General features: G+C 56.1%; 23 protein-coding genes. 19 read left to right on the forward strand and 4 right to left on the reverse strand.

The window, feature by feature from the left end:
- Positions 1-745: 745 nt before the first annotated feature.
- The 14 genes from ISS99_RS08485 to ISS99_RS08550 all read left to right on the forward strand — a co-directional run bounded on the left by ISS99_RS08485 (position 746) and on the right by ISS99_RS08550 (position 13,288).
- The gene (locus ISS99_RS08485) at positions 746-1,321 is read left to right on the forward strand and encodes a PH domain-containing protein (RefSeq protein ID WP_204631179.1); all 576 of its coding nucleotides are present in this window, start codon (positions 746-748) and stop codon (positions 1,319-1,321) included.
- A gap of 122 nt (positions 1,322-1,443) precedes the next feature.
- On the forward strand, positions 1,444-1,920 hold the full coding sequence (locus ISS99_RS08490) for a hypothetical protein (RefSeq protein WP_204631180.1): 477 nt from the start codon (positions 1,444-1,446) through the stop codon (positions 1,918-1,920).
- Between the two features lie 168 nt (positions 1,921-2,088).
- Entirely contained in the window at positions 2,089-2,577 is a 489-nt protein-coding gene (locus ISS99_RS08495; RefSeq protein WP_204631181.1) for a hypothetical protein, read from the forward strand.
- A 447-nt stretch (positions 2,578-3,024) separates the two neighbouring features.
- Positions 3,025-3,405 carry a nuclear transport factor 2 family protein gene (locus tag ISS99_RS08500; RefSeq protein WP_204631182.1) on the forward strand — a complete coding sequence of 127 codons (381 nt, stop codon included), beginning with the start codon at positions 3,025-3,027 and terminating at the stop codon, positions 3,403-3,405.
- Positions 3,406-3,652: 247 nt separating this feature from the next.
- Positions 3,653-4,399 carry a tetratricopeptide repeat protein gene (locus tag ISS99_RS08505; RefSeq protein WP_204631183.1) on the forward strand — a complete coding sequence of 249 codons (747 nt, stop codon included), beginning with the start codon at positions 3,653-3,655 and terminating at the stop codon, positions 4,397-4,399.
- A 196-nt stretch (positions 4,400-4,595) separates the two neighbouring features.
- Positions 4,596-4,952, forward strand: coding sequence for a hypothetical protein (locus ISS99_RS08510; protein WP_204631184.1), 357 nt, complete (start codon positions 4,596-4,598; stop codon positions 4,950-4,952).
- A gap of 104 nt (positions 4,953-5,056) precedes the next feature.
- A complete protein-coding gene (locus ISS99_RS08515) occupies positions 5,057-5,500 on the forward strand; it encodes a hypothetical protein (RefSeq protein ID WP_204631185.1) in 444 nt (147 codons plus the stop codon).
- A gap of 28 nt (positions 5,501-5,528) precedes the next feature.
- Positions 5,529-5,747, forward strand: a complete 219-nt coding sequence (locus ISS99_RS08520) for a hypothetical protein (RefSeq protein ID WP_204631186.1) — start codon at positions 5,529-5,531, stop codon at positions 5,745-5,747.
- 65 nt (positions 5,748-5,812) lie between these two features.
- The gene (locus tag ISS99_RS08525) at positions 5,813-6,067 is read left to right on the forward strand and encodes a hypothetical protein (protein ID WP_204631187.1); all 255 of its coding nucleotides are present in this window, start codon (positions 5,813-5,815) and stop codon (positions 6,065-6,067) included.
- Positions 6,068-6,435: 368 nt separating this feature from the next.
- Positions 6,436-8,916: a TonB-dependent receptor plug domain-containing protein gene (locus tag ISS99_RS08530; protein ID WP_204631188.1), complete on the forward strand. Its 2,481-nt coding sequence runs from the start codon at positions 6,436-6,438 to the stop codon at positions 8,914-8,916.
- Positions 8,917-9,043: 127 nt separating this feature from the next.
- Complete coding sequence (locus ISS99_RS08535) at positions 9,044-10,849, forward strand: hypothetical protein (protein ID WP_204631189.1); 1,806 nt, start codon at positions 9,044-9,046, stop codon at positions 10,847-10,849.
- 162 nt (positions 10,850-11,011) lie between these two features.
- The gene (locus tag ISS99_RS08540) at positions 11,012-11,548 is read left to right on the forward strand and encodes a hypothetical protein (protein WP_204631190.1); all 537 of its coding nucleotides are present in this window, start codon (positions 11,012-11,014) and stop codon (positions 11,546-11,548) included.
- A gap of 198 nt (positions 11,549-11,746) precedes the next feature.
- On the forward strand, positions 11,747-12,337 hold the full coding sequence (locus ISS99_RS08545; protein WP_204631191.1) for a hypothetical protein: 591 nt from the start codon (positions 11,747-11,749) through the stop codon (positions 12,335-12,337).
- Between the two features lie 444 nt (positions 12,338-12,781).
- On the forward strand, positions 12,782-13,288 hold the full coding sequence (locus ISS99_RS08550; RefSeq protein ID WP_204631192.1) for a hypothetical protein: 507 nt from the start codon (positions 12,782-12,784) through the stop codon (positions 13,286-13,288).
- Positions 13,289-13,387: 99 nt separating this feature from the next.
- Here ISS99_RS08550 and ISS99_RS08555 read toward each other — a convergent pair whose 3' ends face one another.
- Complete coding sequence (locus tag ISS99_RS08555) at positions 13,388-13,972, reverse strand: hypothetical protein (RefSeq protein WP_204631193.1); 585 nt, start codon at positions 13,970-13,972, stop codon at positions 13,388-13,390.
- 677 nt (positions 13,973-14,649) lie between these two features.
- Between ISS99_RS08555 and ISS99_RS08560 the strand changes: the two genes are divergently transcribed.
- The 4 genes from ISS99_RS08560 (at position 14,650) to ISS99_RS08575 (ending at position 17,611) form a co-directional block, all read left to right on the forward strand.
- Positions 14,650-15,006: a hypothetical protein gene (locus ISS99_RS08560; protein WP_204631194.1), complete on the forward strand. Its 357-nt coding sequence runs from the start codon at positions 14,650-14,652 to the stop codon at positions 15,004-15,006.
- Positions 15,007-15,497: 491 nt separating this feature from the next.
- The gene (locus ISS99_RS08565; protein WP_204631195.1) at positions 15,498-16,496 is read left to right on the forward strand and encodes an RHS repeat domain-containing protein; all 999 of its coding nucleotides are present in this window, start codon (positions 15,498-15,500) and stop codon (positions 16,494-16,496) included.
- On the forward strand, positions 16,493-17,098 hold the full coding sequence (locus tag ISS99_RS08570) for a DUF416 family protein (protein WP_204631196.1): 606 nt from the start codon (positions 16,493-16,495) through the stop codon (positions 17,096-17,098). The genes ISS99_RS08565 and ISS99_RS08570 overlap by 4 nt, the downstream gene beginning before the upstream one ends.
- Before the next feature lie 132 nt (positions 17,099-17,230).
- The gene (locus tag ISS99_RS08575; RefSeq protein ID WP_204631197.1) at positions 17,231-17,611 is read left to right on the forward strand and encodes a hypothetical protein; all 381 of its coding nucleotides are present in this window, start codon (positions 17,231-17,233) and stop codon (positions 17,609-17,611) included.
- Positions 17,612-17,751: 140 nt separating this feature from the next.
- Here the strand turns inward: ISS99_RS08575 and ISS99_RS08580 are convergent, their stop codons facing one another.
- The 3 genes from ISS99_RS08580 to dkgB all read right to left on the reverse strand — a co-directional run bounded on the left by ISS99_RS08580 (position 17,752) and on the right by dkgB (position 20,273).
- Entirely contained in the window at positions 17,752-18,084 is a 333-nt protein-coding gene (locus ISS99_RS08580; protein WP_204631198.1) for a hypothetical protein, read from the reverse strand.
- Between the two features lie 254 nt (positions 18,085-18,338).
- Positions 18,339-19,457: an alkene reductase gene (locus ISS99_RS08585; protein WP_204631199.1), complete on the reverse strand. Its 1,119-nt coding sequence runs from the start codon at positions 19,455-19,457 to the stop codon at positions 18,339-18,341.
- A 12-nt stretch (positions 19,458-19,469) separates the two neighbouring features.
- Positions 19,470-20,273 (reverse strand): 2,5-didehydrogluconate reductase DkgB, encoded by an 804-nt coding sequence (gene dkgB / locus ISS99_RS08590; protein ID WP_204631200.1) that lies wholly within the window; start codon positions 20,271-20,273, stop codon positions 19,470-19,472.
- A gap of 109 nt (positions 20,274-20,382) precedes the next feature.
- Between dkgB and ISS99_RS08595 the strand changes: the two genes are divergently transcribed.
- On the forward strand, positions 20,383-21,285 hold the full coding sequence (locus ISS99_RS08595) for a LysR family transcriptional regulator (protein WP_204631201.1): 903 nt from the start codon (positions 20,383-20,385) through the stop codon (positions 21,283-21,285).
- Positions 21,286-21,607 lie beyond the last annotated feature (322 nt).

The following is a 21,607-nucleotide window of genomic DNA, read 5'->3' on the forward strand; positions in this document are numbered from 1 at the left end:
GCAACACACTAATGATTGAGCGATTACTACAGCTGCTGCGTCGATGGTGCCTAATCCAAAACCCTAATCGGCTCAGTGGAAAAGTTCCAAGTCGTGGAAACATTGACTAGAACAAGGGGAAGGACCATGCGTATTTTTTCAAGAATAGTTGGTGTCCTCATGTCACTGGCTTGGGGATTTACTTTCGTAATATGTGCGATGAGCATTTATAGAACCGACGCCGACGCACACGGATATGGCCTCTTGGCTTCCCATATGGGCTATTCCTTTGATCCAACGAAATGGAAATTGCATTGGATTTTCTTTAATTCTTGCATTATGGCGTTTGCCATTGTCGGATGTTTTGGGTCATGGAACCTCTTGCGCCTGCAGAGCAGCGGCTATTTGCTTTTAAGCACTTCCTTCTTGCTGTGGCTCGTATTGGTGACTTCGATAGCGCTTCTGCACTTCGCGCCCTACGGTTACGAGCGCGTAGGAATCTTTGGAAGGCTTGAGCTCTTGGGTATCTCTCTCTTTTTCCTTTTTCTTTTCTTTGTGTCGCGACGAAAGGCGTCCGCTACCGCCCAAGCGCGATAGTTTCATTGTCTGAATCCGCAACCCGAAGCGGACATCAAAGTATTCGACAGCGAGGGGCATTCATAGGTAGCCTCTTACGGCGCCACCCGCCGACGGAATGCGCTAAGGAAGTGGAATCGCCAATCAGATCAGGCTGGCTATATTCGGCGGCCATCAACAGGGGAAAATGATGACAGTTTCGAATCCGCAGTCGCTCTTGCGCGAACTTGGCCGCGACGAGCGGCTTTTGTGGAGCGGCGTGCCGCGGCGGGGAGTCGTTTTCCGGCCAAGCGATCTTATGACCATTCCGTTCACCCTGCTCTGGGGCGGATTTGCCGTTTTCTGGGAATATTCGGTGCTGTCGAAGGACGCTCCCTTCTTCTTCGGTATCTGGGGCGTCCCTTTCGTGCTCATCGGGCTTTATATGATCGTCGGTCGTTTTTTTGCCGATGCATACCTGCGTGGCCGAACCGAGTACGGCGTGACGAGTCAACGGGTGATCATCGTCAGCGGCCTGTTGTCCCGTGAGGTCAAAAGCCTGCCACTTGCCGCTATGGCCGACATCACGCTTAGCGAGCAATCCAATCGAACCGGCTCGATACAATTTGGGCCGACCCCGCCAGGTCGCGCCTGGATGGCCGGCACTCCATGGCCGGGCATGGCCAAATCCCAGCCACCGACGTTTGACTTGATCGGTAACGTGCGCGAGGTCTATGACCTGATCATCAAGGCGCAGCAAGCATGTCGAGACAGGACCACCAGTTAGTGGCAAGGGCTGTATAAATCGACTCCAGGTGAATGGTCAGGAGATGCCTGGGCCCGATCTCACCCAAGTTTGGCGGTCGACGTCAATGATTGCAGTGAATGTTTGCGTGCAAGGAGGGCAATGTGAGTTTTGACCTGTTCCTGCAACGGTTCGATTCAGGCACCTCAGCGCAAGTAGATCGCGCTGCCGTCCTGTCGGTTCTCCGCACGGTCTGCCAGCAGCCCGAGGATCGGTTTGGATTTTATCTCGTCGAATTTCCTGACGGATCGCACGTCGAGCTTTCCGCAAAAGGGCTCGAAACCGATGATGAATTTACCGGCTGTGCATTTCACCTACGAGGCTTTTCGAAGAGTCTCATTTTCTTCGTCTATGACATAGCCGTCGCCGGGGATATGGTCATCTTCAATGCTCAAGGCAGAAGCGAATCGCAAGCCGAAATGCCTATGACCATACTTACGAGCGCAGATCAGGCGCCTCACTTGCCTTCTGCAGTGGCTGAATGCTTCGCGATTTGCAGCTCGGGCGTGCAGCTTGCGCAATTGCTGGGTGCCAGCATTGAAGATTGGGAAGGCTATAGGGACCGGGTTGTCGGCCACTAGGCGGGTAAATCGTGTCGTGATTCAGGGCATTGCAGATGTCTGATTTCAGCTCGTTGCCGGTACTGCCGCCATCGAAATTGATGGTCGTTTTTCCCGGTCAAGTGGATCACGCGAGATTGCCGGCGATCCAAGGCGGGCACGTGCACTGAAGTGAATTCAGGGGAACCGATGAAAGAACACATCTCTTCGGAAAGACTTGCTCTGCTGCTTCTATGTGCTGCGATCCTTCCCGGCACGGCATCAGCGGGAATACAAAAGGATGCGTTTTGCTCGCCACTTAAGACCTTTGTCGCTTCGGTCGGGAAAGGCGAAACCAGAACCCTCGAGTTTCATACCTCCTGGGGACGTGGCTTCAAAAGCTCGCCAAAGAATGTTTTCTTCGAAAAGCGGTGTCTTGATGGCGGATTCGCGCCTGCCAAGAGCACGTGCGATTACTTGATGCAGCACGGACAAGTTGAATTTGCCGGAAACAACGCCTTGCGCGCCATCGAATGCCTGTCCGCTGGTACTCATTTTGCGGATATGCTTCAGCTGGCTCGAGTGGGCGTTTCGTTTTCCTACGGCACCGAGGAACGCGGCAGCAACGTCACTATCCAGTACGGAGAAGACAACAAGCTAGGGGGAATGGTCATGACTATCTCCGCGGACGGATATTAGCCGATTGTTTTTTGCCCTACCCTCCACGGCCTGCCTTCAATCCAAACCCGAGGCCGACGCCGTAACAATTGTTCAAGCGCAAGCCTAAGTCGAGATGAGATTAACGCGGGAGTGGAATCTAAATTGGCCTTTGCGGTTAGCGATCATTGGTTTGTCGGTGGCTCATCTGCTTTTCGCCAGGCCGTGGATGGAGCACGATCCGTCGAAGGAGATAGATGCGTACACCTGTTCCATAGCTACGCTGGTTTTGGCCATCGTTCCAAAGCGAACGCGACTTTGGGTCGCCACCTGTGCCGCACTGGCAGTGCCACTTCTAACGGAAATCGTCATCGGTGCGTTGAATTTGATGCCGGAGTCGACAATCCGGCATGCTCGCAACACGGAGCTGACATTCAAGCCTTTTATCCTACGCACATAGTTACGCCCATCCATGCGGAGTAAACGGCGATGCTGCTTGAAACCCTGCGCGTGCTGGAAATATCGCTCCACGATCCTCACGTGCGGTCAAATCAGGCGCGTCTTGAGGCACTCCTGCATCCCGCCTTCCGCGAGCTTGGCCGCTCAGGCATGCAATATTCGCTAGAAGACATCGTTGCCCACGTCGTCAACGAGGGAGTTCAACCCGTCATCTGGTCGCAGGATTTCGAGTTGGAGCAATTGGCGCCGGATGTGGCGCTTTTGATATATCGCTCTGCTCACGTGGCCGCCCTGGATCAGCTCGAATGCTACACAAATCGAGCGTCGCTGTGGCAGCACACCGAAGACGGATGGAAGATGCGCTTTCACCAAGGCACGCCGACATCGGCGTTTGATAAGCGCGACACCTAGCCACGCGCAGGCAGCTTTGGAGGTGCGCCACGTGCCCGCCTTCAACCGGAAGCATCTACCGCGCATTACTAGAAAATCCAGCTACTGGTGAGCACCTGCAGACGCCCCAATTTTGACGGCGATGCCAAGGATCAATTGGGCCGGTTAGTTCCCCCGGAGATCGGCAAGCCCTGCGTCGCGTTACTTGCACCGCATGGCGAAGTCGCATTAGGCTTTTTGGAAAATCAGGCCAAGGGAGCGGGGGCGTATGGCTGCTGGGGTTTTACGGACGGGATTTGTCTTGCTTGCGTTGGGATGGGGCGCAGCTTGTTGTGCGCAGGCGGCGCCTGCGGCACCAGCCGCTGAAACATCGGCCGGCTCGCCGGTTGACGATGCGGCCCAGGAGAAGCTTCTTCAGCAGGCTATGGAGCAGATCAAGGCGGGCATGAACGCCGATGCCATCAACGGCCCGCTCGCGCAAGTCATCCACACCTACGAGACGGCCTACGCGCATAGCAAACAGCAAATCTATTGCGCCGAAACCCTGCCGGAGGCGCTCGTCTATTCAGGCATCGCTTCCAAGAATCACAAGAGTTCGGTGGTCCTGAGCAAACCGGACTGGGCGCTGGCTTATTTTCTTCGTGGCTACGCGTATGGATCCATGAACGATCTGCCTCATGCCGAGGAAAGTCTCAAGCAAGCGCTGGCGCTCTCACCATTCAATTCCCAGTTTCTCTCCGAGCTTGGGGATGTCTACGAAAACGAAAAGAACTGGCCAAGCGCGCTGGATACGTTTCAGAGTGCATATGGCGTCGCCGATTTCGCGGCGCCCGAGAAACAGACCGCGCTCCGCTGCGTAGCCCTGCGCGGTCAAGGCTACGTGCTGGTCGAACTTCACAAGCTCGACGAGGCGACACAGAAGTACAACGCTTGCCTCGCTATCAGCCCGGGAGATCAGAGATCGATCAACGAGCTTGGTTATGTCAAAGGACTGCAGGCCAAAGCGCAAAAGTGATTTCCATGCAGTGCCGGCCAGGACGCATGGAATGAAAATGCACGCGCTCGATACACGTGCATGCGTGCCTTGATCGCGTTCGCCGGCAATATCGCTACTCTTTGCGCGTAACTTTTTGACCCTGCAAGATATCGGCTTTCGATTTCAGGCAACACCTCATCAACTCGTACGCCGGCTAGCAGCTGGGAAAATTCACGTGTACAAACTTGATCGAAACACCGATTTTTCATTTCTTGCCGGAGTCCACATTGATCAGATTTGCGTCAGCACTGGGGCATCTACCATCGCTGGAGATCGGCAAGTAGTCATCAAGATCTTTGGCGGATTTGCAATCGGCCAATCCAGACCTCCCTTGAAGCGATTCGAGGGAGAGATCGAGGACGCGGTGGCATTGTTTTCGCTGCTTGGGGACGGAATCAAAAGCGCCAACGCGGCTGTCGACGGCGGGCTTGAATTGGCTTTCGATTCTGGCACCGTGCTGGAAATTTTCAGCGATAACGATCAATACGAATGCTTTACCGTAGAAAACGGTGATGTGCTGGTGGTTGCGTAGCCAGTCACGTGTAAACGTCCGCTTTCGACCACCGTGCCCAGCATGGAAGATGCTCGCTTAATTTCAATCGCCACTTTTCACCTCACGAAACCCGGCAGGTATCCATGAACTCGTTTCGCCACCCCTTGTGTTCCGCTCTGGCAATTTTGTTTGCCGGGCTCACTGTGACTTTGAATCCAAGCGTTGCATCGGGTCAGCAACAGTCGAACACGTCGACTGATCGGACTGCGAAAGAGATAGATGCGATTATTTACGCAAGTTCCACGCGGGATGAAATTCTGGCCAAACTGAAGCCGTACGCTGCCCCGATGCAGACCATGGAGGACGTTCGAAAGAAGCTCGATTTGGGCTTTTGCTTTGGGAGCGGCCCTGGTGTCATGCAGTGTCAGGTTGCCAATACCGGTTTGAGCCTCGTGTTCGATCCCGATAAGAAGCTTCGACTGATACGCCGTGATGCCCAGGTGGTCAATGGTGTTTCATACCCGGAGATGTCCATCACCGATCGCGGGTTTGAGTGGCACGGATACCGTCGCTTGTATGAAAACTAGTGAAAGAATGGAATGTGAGGGGAAGCACGTGGATATCTGCCAGGCATTTCTAAACCGCGAAGCGATACCCGGCGTACGCTTTATGCACAACGATTACGTTCAAGTTGTATCCGGAGAACTGGCGGGCTCTTTTGGTTCGCTGGTGACGATAGTGGAGCTGCATCCGGATCCGCTACTTGTCCTGGAGTTGGAAACCGGATGTGACGTCAAAGTCAGGCAATCCGCCGTCAAACTCATTAAAAGATAGCCAGTGTTCCGCCACTTGAGGCGGACATGGCCACCTTGACCCAAGCGAAATAAACCAGGTGCGAGATGATCGACAAGCAACTTCAACCGGTTGAATGGTGCTCATTTATGTATGAGCTCGAAGATGCCCTGGAGCATCTCGGAAACCTGATAAAGGATATCGAGCACGATCCGGACTATAGCGATGAAGACCTTCGCATAGACCTGGGTCACGTATACGCGCATCTCAACCGGGCCTGGCGGCGAAGCGCCAAGGCGGTGCCCGATGGCGACTGGGATTGGGCATCCCGTTTTCCGGATGATCTGGAGCCTGTCGGTTGAAGTCCGCCTCACGCGGCAAAGCCGGTGTCGCCTGCCTTGGCTGCTGCCTCGTGCAACCAGACACCGCGGTACACGTGCAGTCACCAACGAAGCACACGCCTGGTACGTGCCGAGCGCTGGATCACACCAAATTCACCAGCTCACGTGCTAACTCCGCCACTGCGCCGCCGAACGGGTTTTTGTCAGCCACGCGCAAGCGTGGGTCGATGCTGCGTCGCGCAACACGTTGCGCGGATCTTCTTGGCATATTGCTCAAACATTGGTGCTGGGGAGCGCCAATGCGCTGATGGACGAATCATTCCATCAATGCCGTTGTACTTGCGTCCATAAATCAAAGAGGGGATTTTATGACCGTTGGCCGAAAGGGCATGCCATGCAAACGTCACGCACTGTGGCTGTCGTTGGTTGTCGCAGGGTTGGCTGTTTCATCACTCCACGCACAAGACACTGCCTCGCAAAGTGACAGCTCCCAGCAGGGCAGCAACGTCAAGCAGCTGCAGCAGGTTATTGTTACGGGTACGCGTACCACCGATCGCACGGTGGCCGAATCGCTCTCGCCGATCGATGTGATTTCACCCGGAGATCTGCAGGCCACGGGCCAGACCGATCTTGCCAGCGCACTGAACGTGTTGCTGCCCTCCCTGGACTTTCCGCACACGGCCATCACCGACGGCAACGATGGCCTGCGCCCCGCGACCTTGCGCGGACTCTCGCCCGACGACGTGCTGGTGCTGGTCAACGGCAAGCGCTATCACACCTCTTCGCTGATCAATTACAACTACGCGGTCGGCCGCGGCTCCGCGCCGGTGGATTTCAACTCGATTCCGATGTCGGCCATCGACCACATCGAAGTGCTGCGCGATGGCGCAGCAGCGCAATACGGCTCCGATGCGATCGCCGGCGTGGTCAACGTCATCCTCAAAGGCGCCCCGGGTGCCGGCAAGAGCGAGATCGACACCTACGGCGGCATCATGGACAAGGGTGATGGCGCCAACAACGGCGTGGAAGGTTCCACGGCCATTCCGCTGGGCAAGGCCGTCAACGGCGGCACCGCGCCGGGGTGGCTGCGCCTGTCCTTCAATTACCAGAGCGTGATGAGCACCAACCGGGCCGCGGTCACCGACCCCACGGTGAACTATCCGCCGGCCGTCTTCTACGGCACCAACTTCCCGCCGCCGACACCTTACGAGCGCTACGGCGAACCGGCGCAGAAGATCTACCAGGCGGTGCTCAATTTCCAATACGACCTGAGCAGCGCCGCCCAGCTGTACGGCTATCTCGATCTGAGCAAGCGCACCACCCGCTCCAACGGCTTCTGGCGCTTCTGGAACAACTACGACAACAACGTACCGGCCGTTTATCCGGACGGGTTCCTGCCGCATTTCGACAACCCCACCAAGGACTACCAAGGCGTGTTCGGTGTGCGTGGCCGGGCGCTGGGCTGGAACTGGGATCTTTCCGCCAACTACGGCGAGAACAATCTGCAGTTCAACATTGACAACTCGATCAACAGCAACCTGTATTACTCCACCGGTTACTCACCGACATCCTTCTATGCCGGCAGCTACACCACCCGGTTGTTCACGCTGGACTTCGACGCCAACCGCGAGTTCGATCTGGGCTTCCTGAAAAACCCGCTGTCGGTGGCCTGGGGTGCCGAATTCAAACAGGATACTTACGCCATCGGCTCGGGCGATGCCGCATCCTGGTACTTCAACCCCAACACCATCGATCCCAACACCGGCGACGTGTACACGGCCGGTTCGCAGGTATGGGGCGGCATCAAGCCCAGCCTTGCCGGTACCTGGAAACGCGATAACGGGGCCGTCTATATCGACTTGGAGAACGACGTCAGCGACAAGCTGTCCGTCGGCGCCGCCGGCCGCTTCGAAGACTACGACGACGGCATCGGCAGCGTGGCCGCCGGCAAACTGTCGGCGCGCTACCAGTTCACCGACACGTTCGCACTGCGCGGCACGGTGTCCAACGGCTTCCGCGCGCCCTCGCTGGCACAGATGAACTACAGCTCCACCGTAACCCTGGTGGAGAACGAGCAGCTGGTCCAGGTGGGCACGTTGAGGCCAAACAATCCGCTGGCCATCTCCTACGGCGCCAAGCCGCTTACCCCGGAGCAATCCACCAATATTTCGGTGGGCGGTGTCTGGCAGCCCAACAACAACATCAGCAGCACTGTGGATCTGTACCAGGTGCGGGTGAATCATCAGATCGTCTACAGCGATCAGATGAACAATACCAACCCCAACTATCCACAATACGGCGAAATCCAGTTCTTCCTCAACGGCGCCAATGTCACCAGCCGCGGCGCCGATGTCGTGTTCAACGGCACCGAGAGCCTGGGCAATTGGGGCAACCTGGTCGGCAGCGTCAGTGCCAACTACAACCGGATCAGCGTCAACGGCGTCACCAACCCGGATCTGTTCGGCCCGTACAGCCAGGCGTTGCTCACCGATGGCACGCCGCGCACCAAGTACGTGTTCAGCGGCGACTGGAACTACCACCATTTCAAACTGCACGCCGACGTCACCCGCTATGGCGAGGTGAGCGAAATCAGCATCGATACACCGCAATCCATCAACGACTTCGGCGCTCCGTCGACCGGGCAGGTCTATGCCGCTCGCTGGATCACCGACCTCACCGCCTCTTACAACTGGCGCCAATGGACGTTCTCGGCGGGCGTCGACAATCTGTTCAACCAATATCCCACCAAGGTGCTCCTGGCCAATATCGCCGGTGACGAATACGCGGCCGTCGGCCTGCAATACTCGTCGCTGTCGCCGTTCGGATTCGACGGGCGGTATTGGTTTGGGAAGATTGCGTACAACTGGTAAGCCGATGTCGATAGCGGCTGGAGGTAGTTGAATGGGTCTTGCTACCTCCAGCCCCGAGACTCTCACTCGTTCACCGTCACAAGAAACTGCTGGCTAACGACGGAAATTTTCAGGGGATCTGGAACTTATGCAATCGAAGGACCTGCGTATGATGCGCTTCATAGCTGGGATGCTTTCCGTTTTGCTGCTCGCAATGTCTCCTGCCCATGCAGATACGGCGTGGGACTTCGGTGGCATGTTCGGGTACACCAATGGCGGGATATATCCCAACCCCTATACCAACGCAGCGTCATGTCCGGATGGCTACAGCGCGTATCTCGTTTACGGGACATCCAACGTCGACTGGTCAATGTATTTTTGCGGACGTCAGCACGTCGCCGGACAAGCGCCCTTATACGATTTTGGCGGCATGGTCGGACTGGCTGGCAGCACCGCTTATTATGCGGTCCCATGGAAAGGCTATTTTTACTACGTCAATCCTTTCACGCACACAGATAGCTGCCCTCCAGGCTACAGCATGGCAAAGGTTCTCGGCACTCCGAATGTCGACAACAATCTCTTTTATTGCTACAGGCCGCACTCAAACGACTCCACTAGTGCGGTCATGTATTTTGGCGGCATGACGGGGGATGGAAGTAATCCTTACACCAATCCCGCAACAGGGACCCCTTTGACCTGTCCTGCTGGTTATACCGCCTATCCAGCACTTGGCACGCCTAATGTTGATTACCGCTTTTTCTACTGCGGGCAGCCACAAAATGCATCGACCGTGCCGGCCGGAGCCGGAAGCCTGGGTATCGGCGAGGAAATGGTTGAAGATGCGAACCTATACAGCGGTTGGACTATCAGTGCCCAAGTCAATGCCCTGAATGGAAACGGCATCAACGCGCGGGTAGTAAGGCTATGGACGCTCTCGGATGATTTGCTCCAGAGCCCGACACAGGTCAACACTACGAACATGGCATTAGCTCAGGAGGCCGTATCCCAACTACAGAGCAACGGCATAACGGTTATTGCAATGGATGGTAGATATCCAGCATGGATGACAGGGGGCATTGCAGACTACATCCCATGCAGGAATACCACGCCAGGCAGTGCTTATGAGACGTTCCTGAGCAACTATGCACAAGCGAGAGCCACCATGGCTCAGGCGCTTCCAACAATCCAATTCTGGGAACCCGCCAACGAAACAAACGGACTGCTGCTACCCGACACTTCTCCAGCAGACAATTTTTGCCCGGGCCACCTTGCCTACTTTACCCCGCAGGAATCCGCAGCCATCACGACTGACCTGATGTACGCCGCGCATGCCGCCATACACGGTCAAATTCCGAATGCGGTCGTGTTTATGCCGCCGCCGAGCCCTACGGAGCCCGACGAAAATGGAAACATGAAGTACGACGGCACTTTTCAAAATTTGGCGAACTTCGTCAGTTCCATCTACGCAGATATCGATTCTGGATCGTGGCCAAGCAAAAATCATCGCGACTATTTTGACGGCGGAAGCTGGCACCCTTACATTCTTGGCGACGCAACAACCTCGACCTGGGTAACACCCAATAACACGGTATACAACGTCTTTACGCAGCACGGAGACGGGTCCATACCGATGATTTTCTCTGAAACCGGATACTCGGTATGCGCTTCTACCGCGCAATCCTCCTGCCCAACGGACTCGCAAGCTACGGCCGCGACGTGGATGGCCGATGCCGTTACTTTGAGCCAGGAAAACTTCCCTTGGCTCACGTACTTCATTTACTTCAGGGCATTCCAGGCAGAAGACACGCCAGGCTACGGCATCATGAGCTCGCCATCTCCCTACCCCGCTCCGTCTTCGTATCCGGGAACGTGGCTCTCGACAGCAACTTCAAATCCAAACGCGTCAGGCTTCTGCTACTTCACGGGCTGCAACTATCCGTCGCCCAAGCCTTGATTGAACGGTGGCGGGGGCGAAACGGAAGTCGGAGTGCACCTCCCCAAGGGAAAGGCGCACTCTGACCCAGATTTCCTAAACCCGGGCGGATGTTGAAAGCTTCGTTTAAATCCTTCCATGCGACGTAGGAGTAACAGCGTGCCTAGCAAATGGACGCTTGTCGTGGCTCTCTTTTCTTTGACTGCGGGCGTGGGTACTGCCAGCGCGATGACCCACAACTCCGGCGACACCAGCTCGTCGGGCCCGAATCTTTTGTGCCTCGGTGCAGACCATCTATCAAGGCCGAGTCGCACCATGCATCCCGGCTGCCTCATCGAGCAACCACTGCCTGATGCGAAGGATGGTCAACGTCTGCGGAAGGGCACCGTACCGGTGTGGTACTCCGGTGGGGCCGTGGCCGGAACGGCTTATTCGATCGACCTGTCCTGGGCGATACGCGCCAAGGGGAACGTTTATGTCTGGCTGAAGGCCGACTACTCGCCTGCAAAGATCGTCGGCGCCGACAGCTATACCACTCGCATCAGCGAAGTAATGTTCAATTGCACCACGCGCAACGCGATCGAGCTGAGGGGCTGGAATTACGACACCACCGGCAAGGCTTTGGTGGCGAACGTGCAGCGAGGTGCCATCCTCAACCTCACCGAACACGCCCTCTCTACTCTCGAAGGCCAGTGCACCGCAGCGCCTAAGGCATACTGATCGAGTTCGCGCTAAGACGACGAAAGCTGGGATCGGAGTGAACTTTACCGAGACCATTCGGAAAGCTCCTCTCTCATTCAACCAATGACACGATTGCCGCGAGCGCACTGGGATAAATTATCGTGGGACATAGCGCGCTTTACGCCACTGATTCTGCCCAACGCAAAGCGCAACTAATAAATTGACGCGGACATTTTTATGAGCACCGATGCGACACCGATCGAGGATTCCGCAGACGAGCAATTGAAAGTCGGCATTTCTTTTATGTTGCTCATGCTGATCGGTGGCCCCGCTTTCCTGTTAATAAGCCTGTCCACTTCCACCGGGGTGGGCCTGAAACCCTTCGTCACCGAATATCTGCTCCCACCGGCGGCTTGCCTCTTAGCGGCGGCCATCACCTGGTTGTGGTGGAAGAAGCTAAAAAGCAACGGATTCAGATATCACGACAGAAGTGGCGCCACACTACAGGCTACGCCGGGTTCCGCTGCTGCCAGAGGCGTCCTCCTCCTTGCCGTACTCGTGCCGATAAGCTGGTTTTGTGCTCGTGCCATTTTGCGCTTCGTCGTGATCCTTGCGCCCGGGCATCCGGTGACGACCCAGGCGACGGTGCTGGGCGTGAGCTCATACAAGAATTGCCCGATGGTTATAACTTATCGAGACGAGATCACGTCCGAAGACGTCACCACCTGTCAACCTCGTGCATACGGTAGACCATTCACGGGAGAATCGATAATCGTTCAAGATCACGTAAATCTATTGGGCGCAAATATGGTTTCGATCTCTTGGTGACAACTTTTAAGCCTCAAGAACGATGACTTATCGAGACCCGGTGCTTCTGTGCGGGAAAGTCGCTGGACCCCAGCTTTCGCTGGGGTGACGGCGAGCCTTTTTGAAGGCCTCGATCAGTTTGGATGTAACGCTTATTTTGCAGGAATGATCGAGCAAAACACCGCAGGGAACCTCCAGACTCAGCTCCGGGGTTGACCTCAACCAAACGCATAATTCAGATCAAATGATGGAAATCAGCATCATTGATCAAATGCTTGAATAATCTCAATAAAGCTAACCTCGTTCGCATTTCCAATTGCGAAAAGGCCGGTCGCCCCATAAATGAATTTATAAAAATTTTACTAGACCAACAAAGAGGTTATCGGGCCATTATCGCTTTGCTCCTTGACTCGGCGATTTACTGAGCGTAAGAAGCTCAATGCCAACTGTCACAGGGAGAATGACGTGCGCGCATTAGTGATTCCCGCTTTAATCGTCGTGTTGCTCGGCAGTATGAATGCCATTGCCGACGGGCCGGCGACGCTGGGCTATGCCAATAACCACGATATCGAGCCGGTATTGGTGCACGTAAATGCACAGGGCAAAATTACCGATATCTCGCCGGCTTATAAACTTTCGCCCGATCTCATGAAGCTGCTGCGCAGCAACTTGGCCGACATGATCCATACGCCGGCCAAGGACAAAGATGGGAAGCCGATGGCGTCCCAGTTCATCATCAACCTGGCGCTGCAAACCGACGCGCTTAGTACGGGCGGCTACAACGTTCATTTCGCGTATGTCTCGGCCAGTCCCGTACCGACTGGCAGTTGGTATTGGGGGCACGACTCCACCGGCAAGTTGGGCCTGGTCAGTCGCGACGTTTTGAACAACTTCACCAATATGCAGAGTAGCTTTACCCCTTCGGCCCCACCGGCCACGATCTCCGGCAACTACGGTGGCCGCGGACGTTAGGCACGCGCCGATCAATTCCAGCACACGGCATCATGCTCAAAAGGTTCACGAAGAAGTGCGCGCCTCACTCAGGCTCGTTGCCTGGGTGAGGCGTGAACATCACCCTTTACGAGTGACCCTTACTCCGCCAAACAGGACCATGATGGGAGAGACCACCGTAGCAACGATGTGGATTAAAACGCTGCCGACGATTTGATGAGACTTCTTGAGTGACAAAGCATATTTTCGTAAAGCCCAGGCCGATCCCGAAAAAAATGACGCTAAATACGCTTTCCTGGCCAGCGTGTACTCGGGTACTTCATACAATTCTTCATAGACTCTTCCCATGAGCAGGTAGGCAAGATGCCTCAGACGCCCTCGTGTCGCGTCCTGGCAATAGCGCATGGCCTTCTCTCGATTAACCAGTTCGCGCCGCGCCAGAAAAATTCGGACACAGCCGAGATAACCTTCATCATCATTAAACTTTATGGCGAGATTTCTATAGAAAAATAAAGCCTTTTCAAGATCTGCAACGCCATTCAACCAGCCTCTTTCCATGATCAAGCCGCAGGTAAAAAATGCCGACGGCACGTTTTCCTCCACCAACTTCTCCGAAAGTGCGAGCGCGAGCTGAAAGTCGTGTCGCTTGAACGCTGCGCCGGCCTTTTCTTTCATCTCCAAAATATATTTGCTTTCAACATTCATTTATTTTTATCCGGAGTAATTTGCTTATCTACTTCAGATTAGGCGTCGGGTTTGACGAACCAAACCAACTATCGCTGCAAATGAAAATGCGTCTTCACCCGCCAACGTCGGCTCGCTTCGATATCCCGATAATCCAGCACATGGGCAACACCACACATGCAGCCAACCCTGCGCCGGTTAGCGCTCCAAAAGCGAGTGGTCGCCAACTGAGGGGGCCTACTTTGCCGATAAATTGAACGACCCACATCGCAACCACGCCACATAGGACCGCCGCAACACAGGTGTTGAGAGTGGACAGACGCGAATGTCTCTTTAGCCAGTAGATGCACGGCATGCCAAGAAGCCACGTCGCGAGGTAACTCACGGGTAGAACGAATGCCACCGTTGCCGCTACGCCAGCCTGCCAGTCGTGAGTTCCTTGAACCCACCCATCTGTCGCCACGCTACAAAGCGATATAACTAGAAAGAACATCAGTGGGGCAAACAATGGAGCAATGAGACCACCCACCTAAAGCGGACGCATATCAGCGAGCCTCGTTGATGTTTCATGGATTTCAGGAGGTTACCTGAAAGCCAGCGATGGGTAACCATCCCCTGGATCACATTGACCCTACGCTTTTTCCGCGCATGGCATTAGGCTTTTGCCCAGTCACCGACTTGGAAAGGACGGACCCTCCGTGAAGCGATCACTCTTCGTCGTTGCGTTTTTACTGGCCGCGCTTTCTTTGCCCGCGGCGTATTCCCATTTTTTCCCATTGCCCGCGTTTGACCAGACGCTTACGGCTTATCCCGGACAGATACCGCTGGTGCTTGGCGGCCGCGATGGCTTTTCGCAGGGAAGCAGCTATCACCGTCGCGACTATGTCTTGCTGCCATCTTTCTTCTTGAAGCCGAAGCTCATCAAAGTGACGCAGGTCGGCGATGCACCACCTGAAGTGACTGAGACAAATGAAACGGTAGCGTTGTCTTCCTTTTTGACGGCCATCCTACTCGGCGCAGTGGCTTATGCGCGTAAGTCGCGACGGCGCGAATAAAGCGCCCGCCTGATTGGCCAGGATGAAAGTCTTCTATTCATCAAAAAGCCGGCACTCCGCTCTCACAACAGCGTGCCGAAAACGGCGCATCATTTCTGACGCCATGCGCCCAATGACCTCATCACACGGACACGCCCGGTCTATCCACCTCCCTCGTGGCTAAGCGTGTCGATGTGATGATGCTGGAAGTCGATGGCGGTTCCAGGCCGATCCGGGGCCAGCGCAACGCAAGAAATGGAAAGAGTTCGTGAGGAACTGCACTCTGACCCTGAGGCTTCCCCTTGATGGACTGCAGGGCCAGCATGGCCGACACCAATGGTCCATTTGCAGGCCGTGCCCTCATACGCATTAGGCGGCTAGCCCCCGACGTCTACAAGGACCGCCTCTTGCCAGAACTCAACATTGCACTGATTGTTAATTCTCAGGACGGTTACTGGCGAACTGCTTTAGGGTAACCTGCTGACACCGTTAGGGGACAATGAGGAAGAAATATGGCTGGTCAGGGAAGCCGCGGGCTTTGGATAAAGCTGTTTATTTACCTACTCTTCTTAATCACGAGCAGTGCATTACACGCTCAGCAACAGGGGACAGTCACTTACGTCTACACCGATCCGCAGGGCACGCCGCTTGCAGAAGCTGATGCCAATGGCAACATCACACAGACATACGATTACACGCCTTATGGAACAACAGCTTTAGGCACATCGCCGAGCGGACCGGGTTACACGGGGCACGTTAATGATCCCGAGACGAACCTCGTCTATATGCAGGCGCGTTACTATGACCCAGTAATTGCGCATTTCCTAAGTGTCGATCCGGTAGGCATTGCCCCGGGCAATGCCTACAAGTTCAATCGGTACGGCTACGCAAATAACAATCCAATTCTGAATATCGACCCGAACGGCAGGCAGTCTTTACCGCTTGCTAACGAGTTGGGCACGGATGACCCTGCTTTAATTGATCACGTGCAAGTGGCGCAGCTAGAAGCTGCGGACAACTTCATGGAAGTTGCAGATCAACTTACGCAGCCACTAGTTGCGGAACAACCTGAACTTGGCGCCATTCCTGCGGGACTGAATAAACTGGCTGACGTGTTATTCAGCGCAGTCAAAATAGCTCCTGAACTGAAGCCAGCAGTTACAGCAGAAAGTCGAGCCCAAGAGCTGGCGGCCATGCTCGATCCGGTTGCTCAGAATCATCGAACTGTGGCAGTTTTGGATACTACACAGGGGGTTAGAATTCTCGGACAAGGCGGTCGAGATTTAGAGCCAGCACAGCGTGCCACGCAGATGGCAGGCGAGATTTTGGGAAAGCAGTCAAGGGCGCACGCGGAAATAACAGTTCTATCGACCTCTGAGACGCAAGGATATGCACCATCATTTATGGCAACTTCGAGACCGTTTTGCCCTGATTGCCAGCAGGCAATTCAGCAATCAGGCGGAACCATTACCAGTCCAACAACAGCTGTATGGCGTGCACCGCTGCTATGAACATTTTAATATTTGATGAGCCTTCATTGGTTCAACGACTTTCTACACTTCAAATAAAATCTGCCATCACGTTTGCTTTGTGTTGCGCAACACGGCAGCTAAATGCTTACGAGGCTTATGCGGATAAATTCGCGCCCGAAGCGCGCGCCGTACCACGCCGTATAGTTGAAAAATTGTGGGAGTTTGTCGATTCCGCAAAGAGCGACGATACGCACTGGTCCGAACAGTTGAAAATTGTCGAGTCTCTGTATCCAGAAGAACAGACTGATTGGGCTCCGCTCCATATTTACAGTGAGCATACCCTTTACTCATTGACATATGTCATTCGATGCCTGATGACCTGCGATGTTCAGGAAGCTGCATATGCGGCTCGGGTGGCCTATATAGCTGCGGATCAGGCCGCCATACGGGCCATCGAAGAATCGCGCGACTCACTAAACTTTGAACAACTCGTTTTGGCCAGTGATGTCGTTCAAAAGGAGCTTCGTCGCCAGTCGGATGATTTGGGTGCGCTGGAGATTAAAACGGACGCTTTGGTCCTTCAACTCAGGAGCTTTGCTTTTGCGAGCCAGATACTTACTGTGAGTGAGATGCTTGTGTAATGCACGCGCTTATGTCTTCAGTGGTATCCATATCGCTTTAGCATTTCCATTTGTAACGCGAAGCAGCATGCGCCATGCCGGTGCTTAACCGAAAAGCCGGGGCGCTCATTGGTCTTTTATGGAATAAACGACTTGGGAAAGAAAGCATCCTTTGTGCTGCTACTGCTCTCTTTGGTTGGATTTTTACTGATCCCATTTTTATTGCCATCCGTGGTGTACACCTACTTTTTCCCGCTGCCTGCGTTTGACCGTGTACTTATGGCTTACCCTGGACAAATGCCGCTGGTGCTTGGCGGCCGCGATGGCTTTTCGCAGGGCAGCAGCTATCACCGTCGCGACTATGTCTTGCTGCCGTCTTTCTTCTTGAAGCCGAAGCTCATCAAAGTGACGCAGGTCGGCGATGCACCACCTGAAGTGACTGAGACAAATGAAACGGTAGCGTTGTCTTCCTTTTTGACGGCCATCGTACTCGGCGCAGTGGCTTATTCGCGCAAGTCTCGACGGCGCGAATAAAGCGCCCGCTCGATTGGCCGGAACGCAAGTCTTTTATTCATCAAAAAACCGGCACGCCGCTCTCACTACAGCGTGCCGAAAATGGCGCATCGTTTCTGACGCCATGCGCCCAATGACCTCGTCACACGGACACGCCCGGTCTATCCACCTCCCTCGTGGCTGAGCGTGTCGACGTGAAGATGCAGGAGGTCGATGGCGGTCTCCAGGCCGATCTGTTGCACCGGGTTGAGCGGCAAGAGATTCGTTCTTTTGCCGGTGTCGCCTGCGTACTTGGAGATGCGGTGAGCCTTGAGCAGACCCTCGATCACCGCCACGGCAAGCGCGGTGCCGGCCCGTTGAGACGCGTAGCTTTGCCGTCGCTCCCGCTCTGCACGCTCAGCTCGGCGTGCATCGTCGACGGACGAAGCGGATTTAGATTTTGGTTCGATGGGAACCAAATGCCGTGAGGCTGCCGTATGATCCATGGAGGTCATGATCAACTCTCTGATAGTTGGTTTGACTTAGCGGGTCGTGAGAGTTGGTGCTCTCACGATCCGCGCTTCTCCAAGCATTGCTGCATGGGTCATCGGCGTTCGGGATTAGCGAAGTGCGCCGATGACGGTATCAGGCTAATAAGCGGCGGCGTTGCCTGTATATGGGTTCGGGATGATGTGCGTGTGCGGGGTTTTCCCTGGCGTCGCACGTGCTATCGGTGCATGCCTTCGTACTTATTCGCAACCGCTATCGGCTACGGCATGAACACGGCCATGGCCGGGTAGTCGGTGAGGCCGCGCGCATCGCCGCCGAACAGGGTGTTGCGATCGTGCACGTTGAGCGGTGCGTTGATGCGCAGGCGTTCCGGCAGATCGGGATTGGCGACAAAGGGACGGCCGAAGGCGACCAGGTCGGCCCAGCCTTCGTTCAACGCGCTGCGTGCGCGCTCGGCGGTGTACTTGCCGGCGTAGATCAGCGCGCCGGGATAGACCTCGCGCAGCTTGCGCTTGAAGGTGGCAGGCATGTGCGGTGCATCTTCCCAATCTGCTTCGGCGATGTGGATATAGGCCACACCGAGTTTGCCGAGCAGCTCGGCGGCGGCGATGTAGGTGGTTTGCGGATCGGCGTCGGCGCAACCATTGAGCGTGGTGAGCGGCGCCAGGCGGATGCCTACGCGGCCCTTGTCGCCGGTGCCTTCGATCATCGCCTGGGTGACTTCGGCGAGAAAGCGCAGGCGGTTTTCCAGCGAGCCGCCGTATTCGTCGGTGCGATTGTTGGCATTGGAATCGATGAACTGATTGACGAGATAGCCGTTTGCCGCGTGCAATTCCATGCCGTCGAAGCCGGCAGCCATGGCGTTGCGCGCAGCCTGGCGGAAGTCGTCGACCAGGGCGTGGATGTCGTCGATCTGCAACGCGTGCGGTTGCGATGCCTGCACGAAACCGGGTTGGCCATCGCTTTCGGCGACAAACACGTTCACCCCTTCGGCCTGGATCGCGGAGGGAGATACCGGCGCGCGGCCGTCGAGGAGGCTGGTGTGACTGAGGCGGCCGACGTGCCACAGCTGCGCGAAGATGCGCCCGCCCGCATCGTGCACCGCCTGGGTCACCTTGCGCCAGCCGGCCACCTGCGCGGGCGTGTAGATGCCTGGTGTCCACGCATAGCCTTTGCCTAGCGGCGACACCCAGGTGCCTTCGCTGACGATCAAGCCGGCGCTGGCGCGTTGGGCGTAATACCGGGCCATCAGGTCGTTCGGCTCGTCGCCGGGCTGGCTGGCGCGCGAGCGTGTCATCGGCGGCATCACGATACGGTTGGGCAATTGCAGTGTGCCGAGCGTGTACGGTTGGAACAGTGGATCAATGTCGTTGCGCATGATGTGTCTCCTTCAATCCCACACCGGGGCCAGGCCCTGCGGGCTGACCTCGCGGCCGTTGCGTTCGAGCCTGGCGATCTTTGCCATATCGTCGGCATCCAGTTGCAGCCCGCGGGCGAGCAGATTGCTGGCGAGGTTTTCGCGCCTGGTCGACGAGGGAATCACCGCGTAGCCGAGTTGCAGCGCCCAGGCCAGGGCCACCTGCGCAACGGTTGCGCGGTGCTTGTCGGCGATCTGCGCGAGCACGGGGTCTTTCAGCACCTTGCCGTAGGCCAGCGTCATATACGAGGTGACGGTGATGCCCTGCTCTTTCAGAAACGCCGTCAGCACGTGGCTTTGCAGATAAGGGCTGAGCTCGATCTGGTTGGTGGCGATTTCGTTCTTGCCGACGATGGCAATCGCCTGCTTGGTCAGTTCGATATTGAAATTGGATACGCCGATCTGCCGCGTCAGGCCGAGCGCCTTGGCTTCGGCTAGCGCGCTCAGTGTCTCGGACAAGGCCACGCCATTGCCCGGCGCCGGCCAGTGAATGAGGGTGAGGTCGACGTGGTCGGTACGCAGCTTCTCCAGGCTTTCGCGCAGGCTGGGCACCAGTTTGTCTTTGGCGTAATTGTCCACCCAGATTTTGGTGGTGACGAACAACTCGCCGCGCGGGACACCGCTTTCGGCGATCGCCTGGCCCACCTCGGCTTCGTTGCCGTAGATCTGCGCCGTATCCACGGCGCGGTAACCGAGTTCGAGCGCGTTGCGCACCGAGTCGATCACGGTCTGGCCGGTCAGGCGGAAGGTGCCGACACCAAAGGAAGGAATGCTCATGGAATGACTCCGGTAGCGTTGAACGAGGAATGCAGAGGCGCAGTCTGCTCGCTTTACATTTGCAGATTAAGCCGCGTATAAGGGAAATACTTTTGATTTGAAATCAAATATGAAAAGCACCCTCGACGAATTGCAGGCATTCGTAGCGGTGGTGGATACCGGCTCCATCACGGCGGCCTCGGAGCAGTTGGGGCTCACCATCTCGGCCACCAGCCGAACGCTGGGGCGCCTGGAAGAAAAGCTGCAAACCACCCTGCTGCAACGAACCACCCGGCGCCTGGAGTTGACCGAGGAAGGAGAAGCCTTTCTGCAACGCGCACGCGCCATCCTCGCCTCGGTGGACGAAGCCGAAGAGCAGATGGCTGCACGGCGCATGCGCCCGGTGGGACGTTTGCGCGTGGATGCCGCAACACCGTTCATGCTGCACGTGATCGTGCCGCTGCTGGACGGTTTCCGCGCACGCTATCCGGAGGTGGAGCTGGAACTGAATTCGAACGAGGGCATCATCGACCTTATCGAGCGGCGCACGGATGTGGCCTTTCGCATCGGCTCGCTGAAAGACTCCACTCTGCACGCCCGCCCGATCGGCAGCAGCCGCGTGCGCTTGCTTGCGAGCCCCGCCTATCTGGAACGCCACGGCACGCCGACCAAACCGGCACAGCTCGGCCAGCACCAGTTGCTCGGCTTCAACCAGCCGGAGACCTTGAACGACTGGCCGCTGCGCGGTGCGGATGGCAATGCCGTGCACATCAAACCCAACATTGCGTCATCCAGCGGCGAAACCATCCGGCAGATGGCGCTGGCAGGACTGGGCATTGCCTGCCTGTCGGACTTCATGACGCGCGGCGATCGCAAGAGCGGCCGGCTGGTGCCGCTGTTCCCCCGGCAAACGCTGGACGTGCGCCAGCCGATCAATGCCGTCTACTACCGCAACACCACACTCGCTTCGCGCATTACCTGTTTTGTGGATTACGTGGTGGGCGCGCTGGGCAAGCAGCCTTTTGACGATTGAAACGCAGCGACGAACCGCGCTTGTAGGTTGGGTTACCCCGGACCTGCTCCGGGGGGTAACCCGATTGGTTTTGTCAAAGCGTCTCAGATCGTTGGGTTACCGTCGGATCAAGTCTTGTCTCTTGATCACATCTTTCGTTTTGGCTTTCATGGAAATCGAGGTGGTTCCAGTAAGCCAAAAACCTTTCATATCGTCATCCCGGCGAAGGCCGGGATCCAGTGTCTTCGCCGTGTAAAGTCGCTGGATCCCGGCTTTCGCCGGGATGACGGCGGAAAGATGGAAGGGTTTGGGGCATTTGAGCCACCTCGATTTCGCTGACGTG

This window comes from Dyella mobilis (genome assembly GCF_016904945.1).
Classification (GTDB): Bacteria; Pseudomonadota; Gammaproteobacteria; order Xanthomonadales; family Rhodanobacteraceae; genus Dyella_B; species Dyella_B mobilis.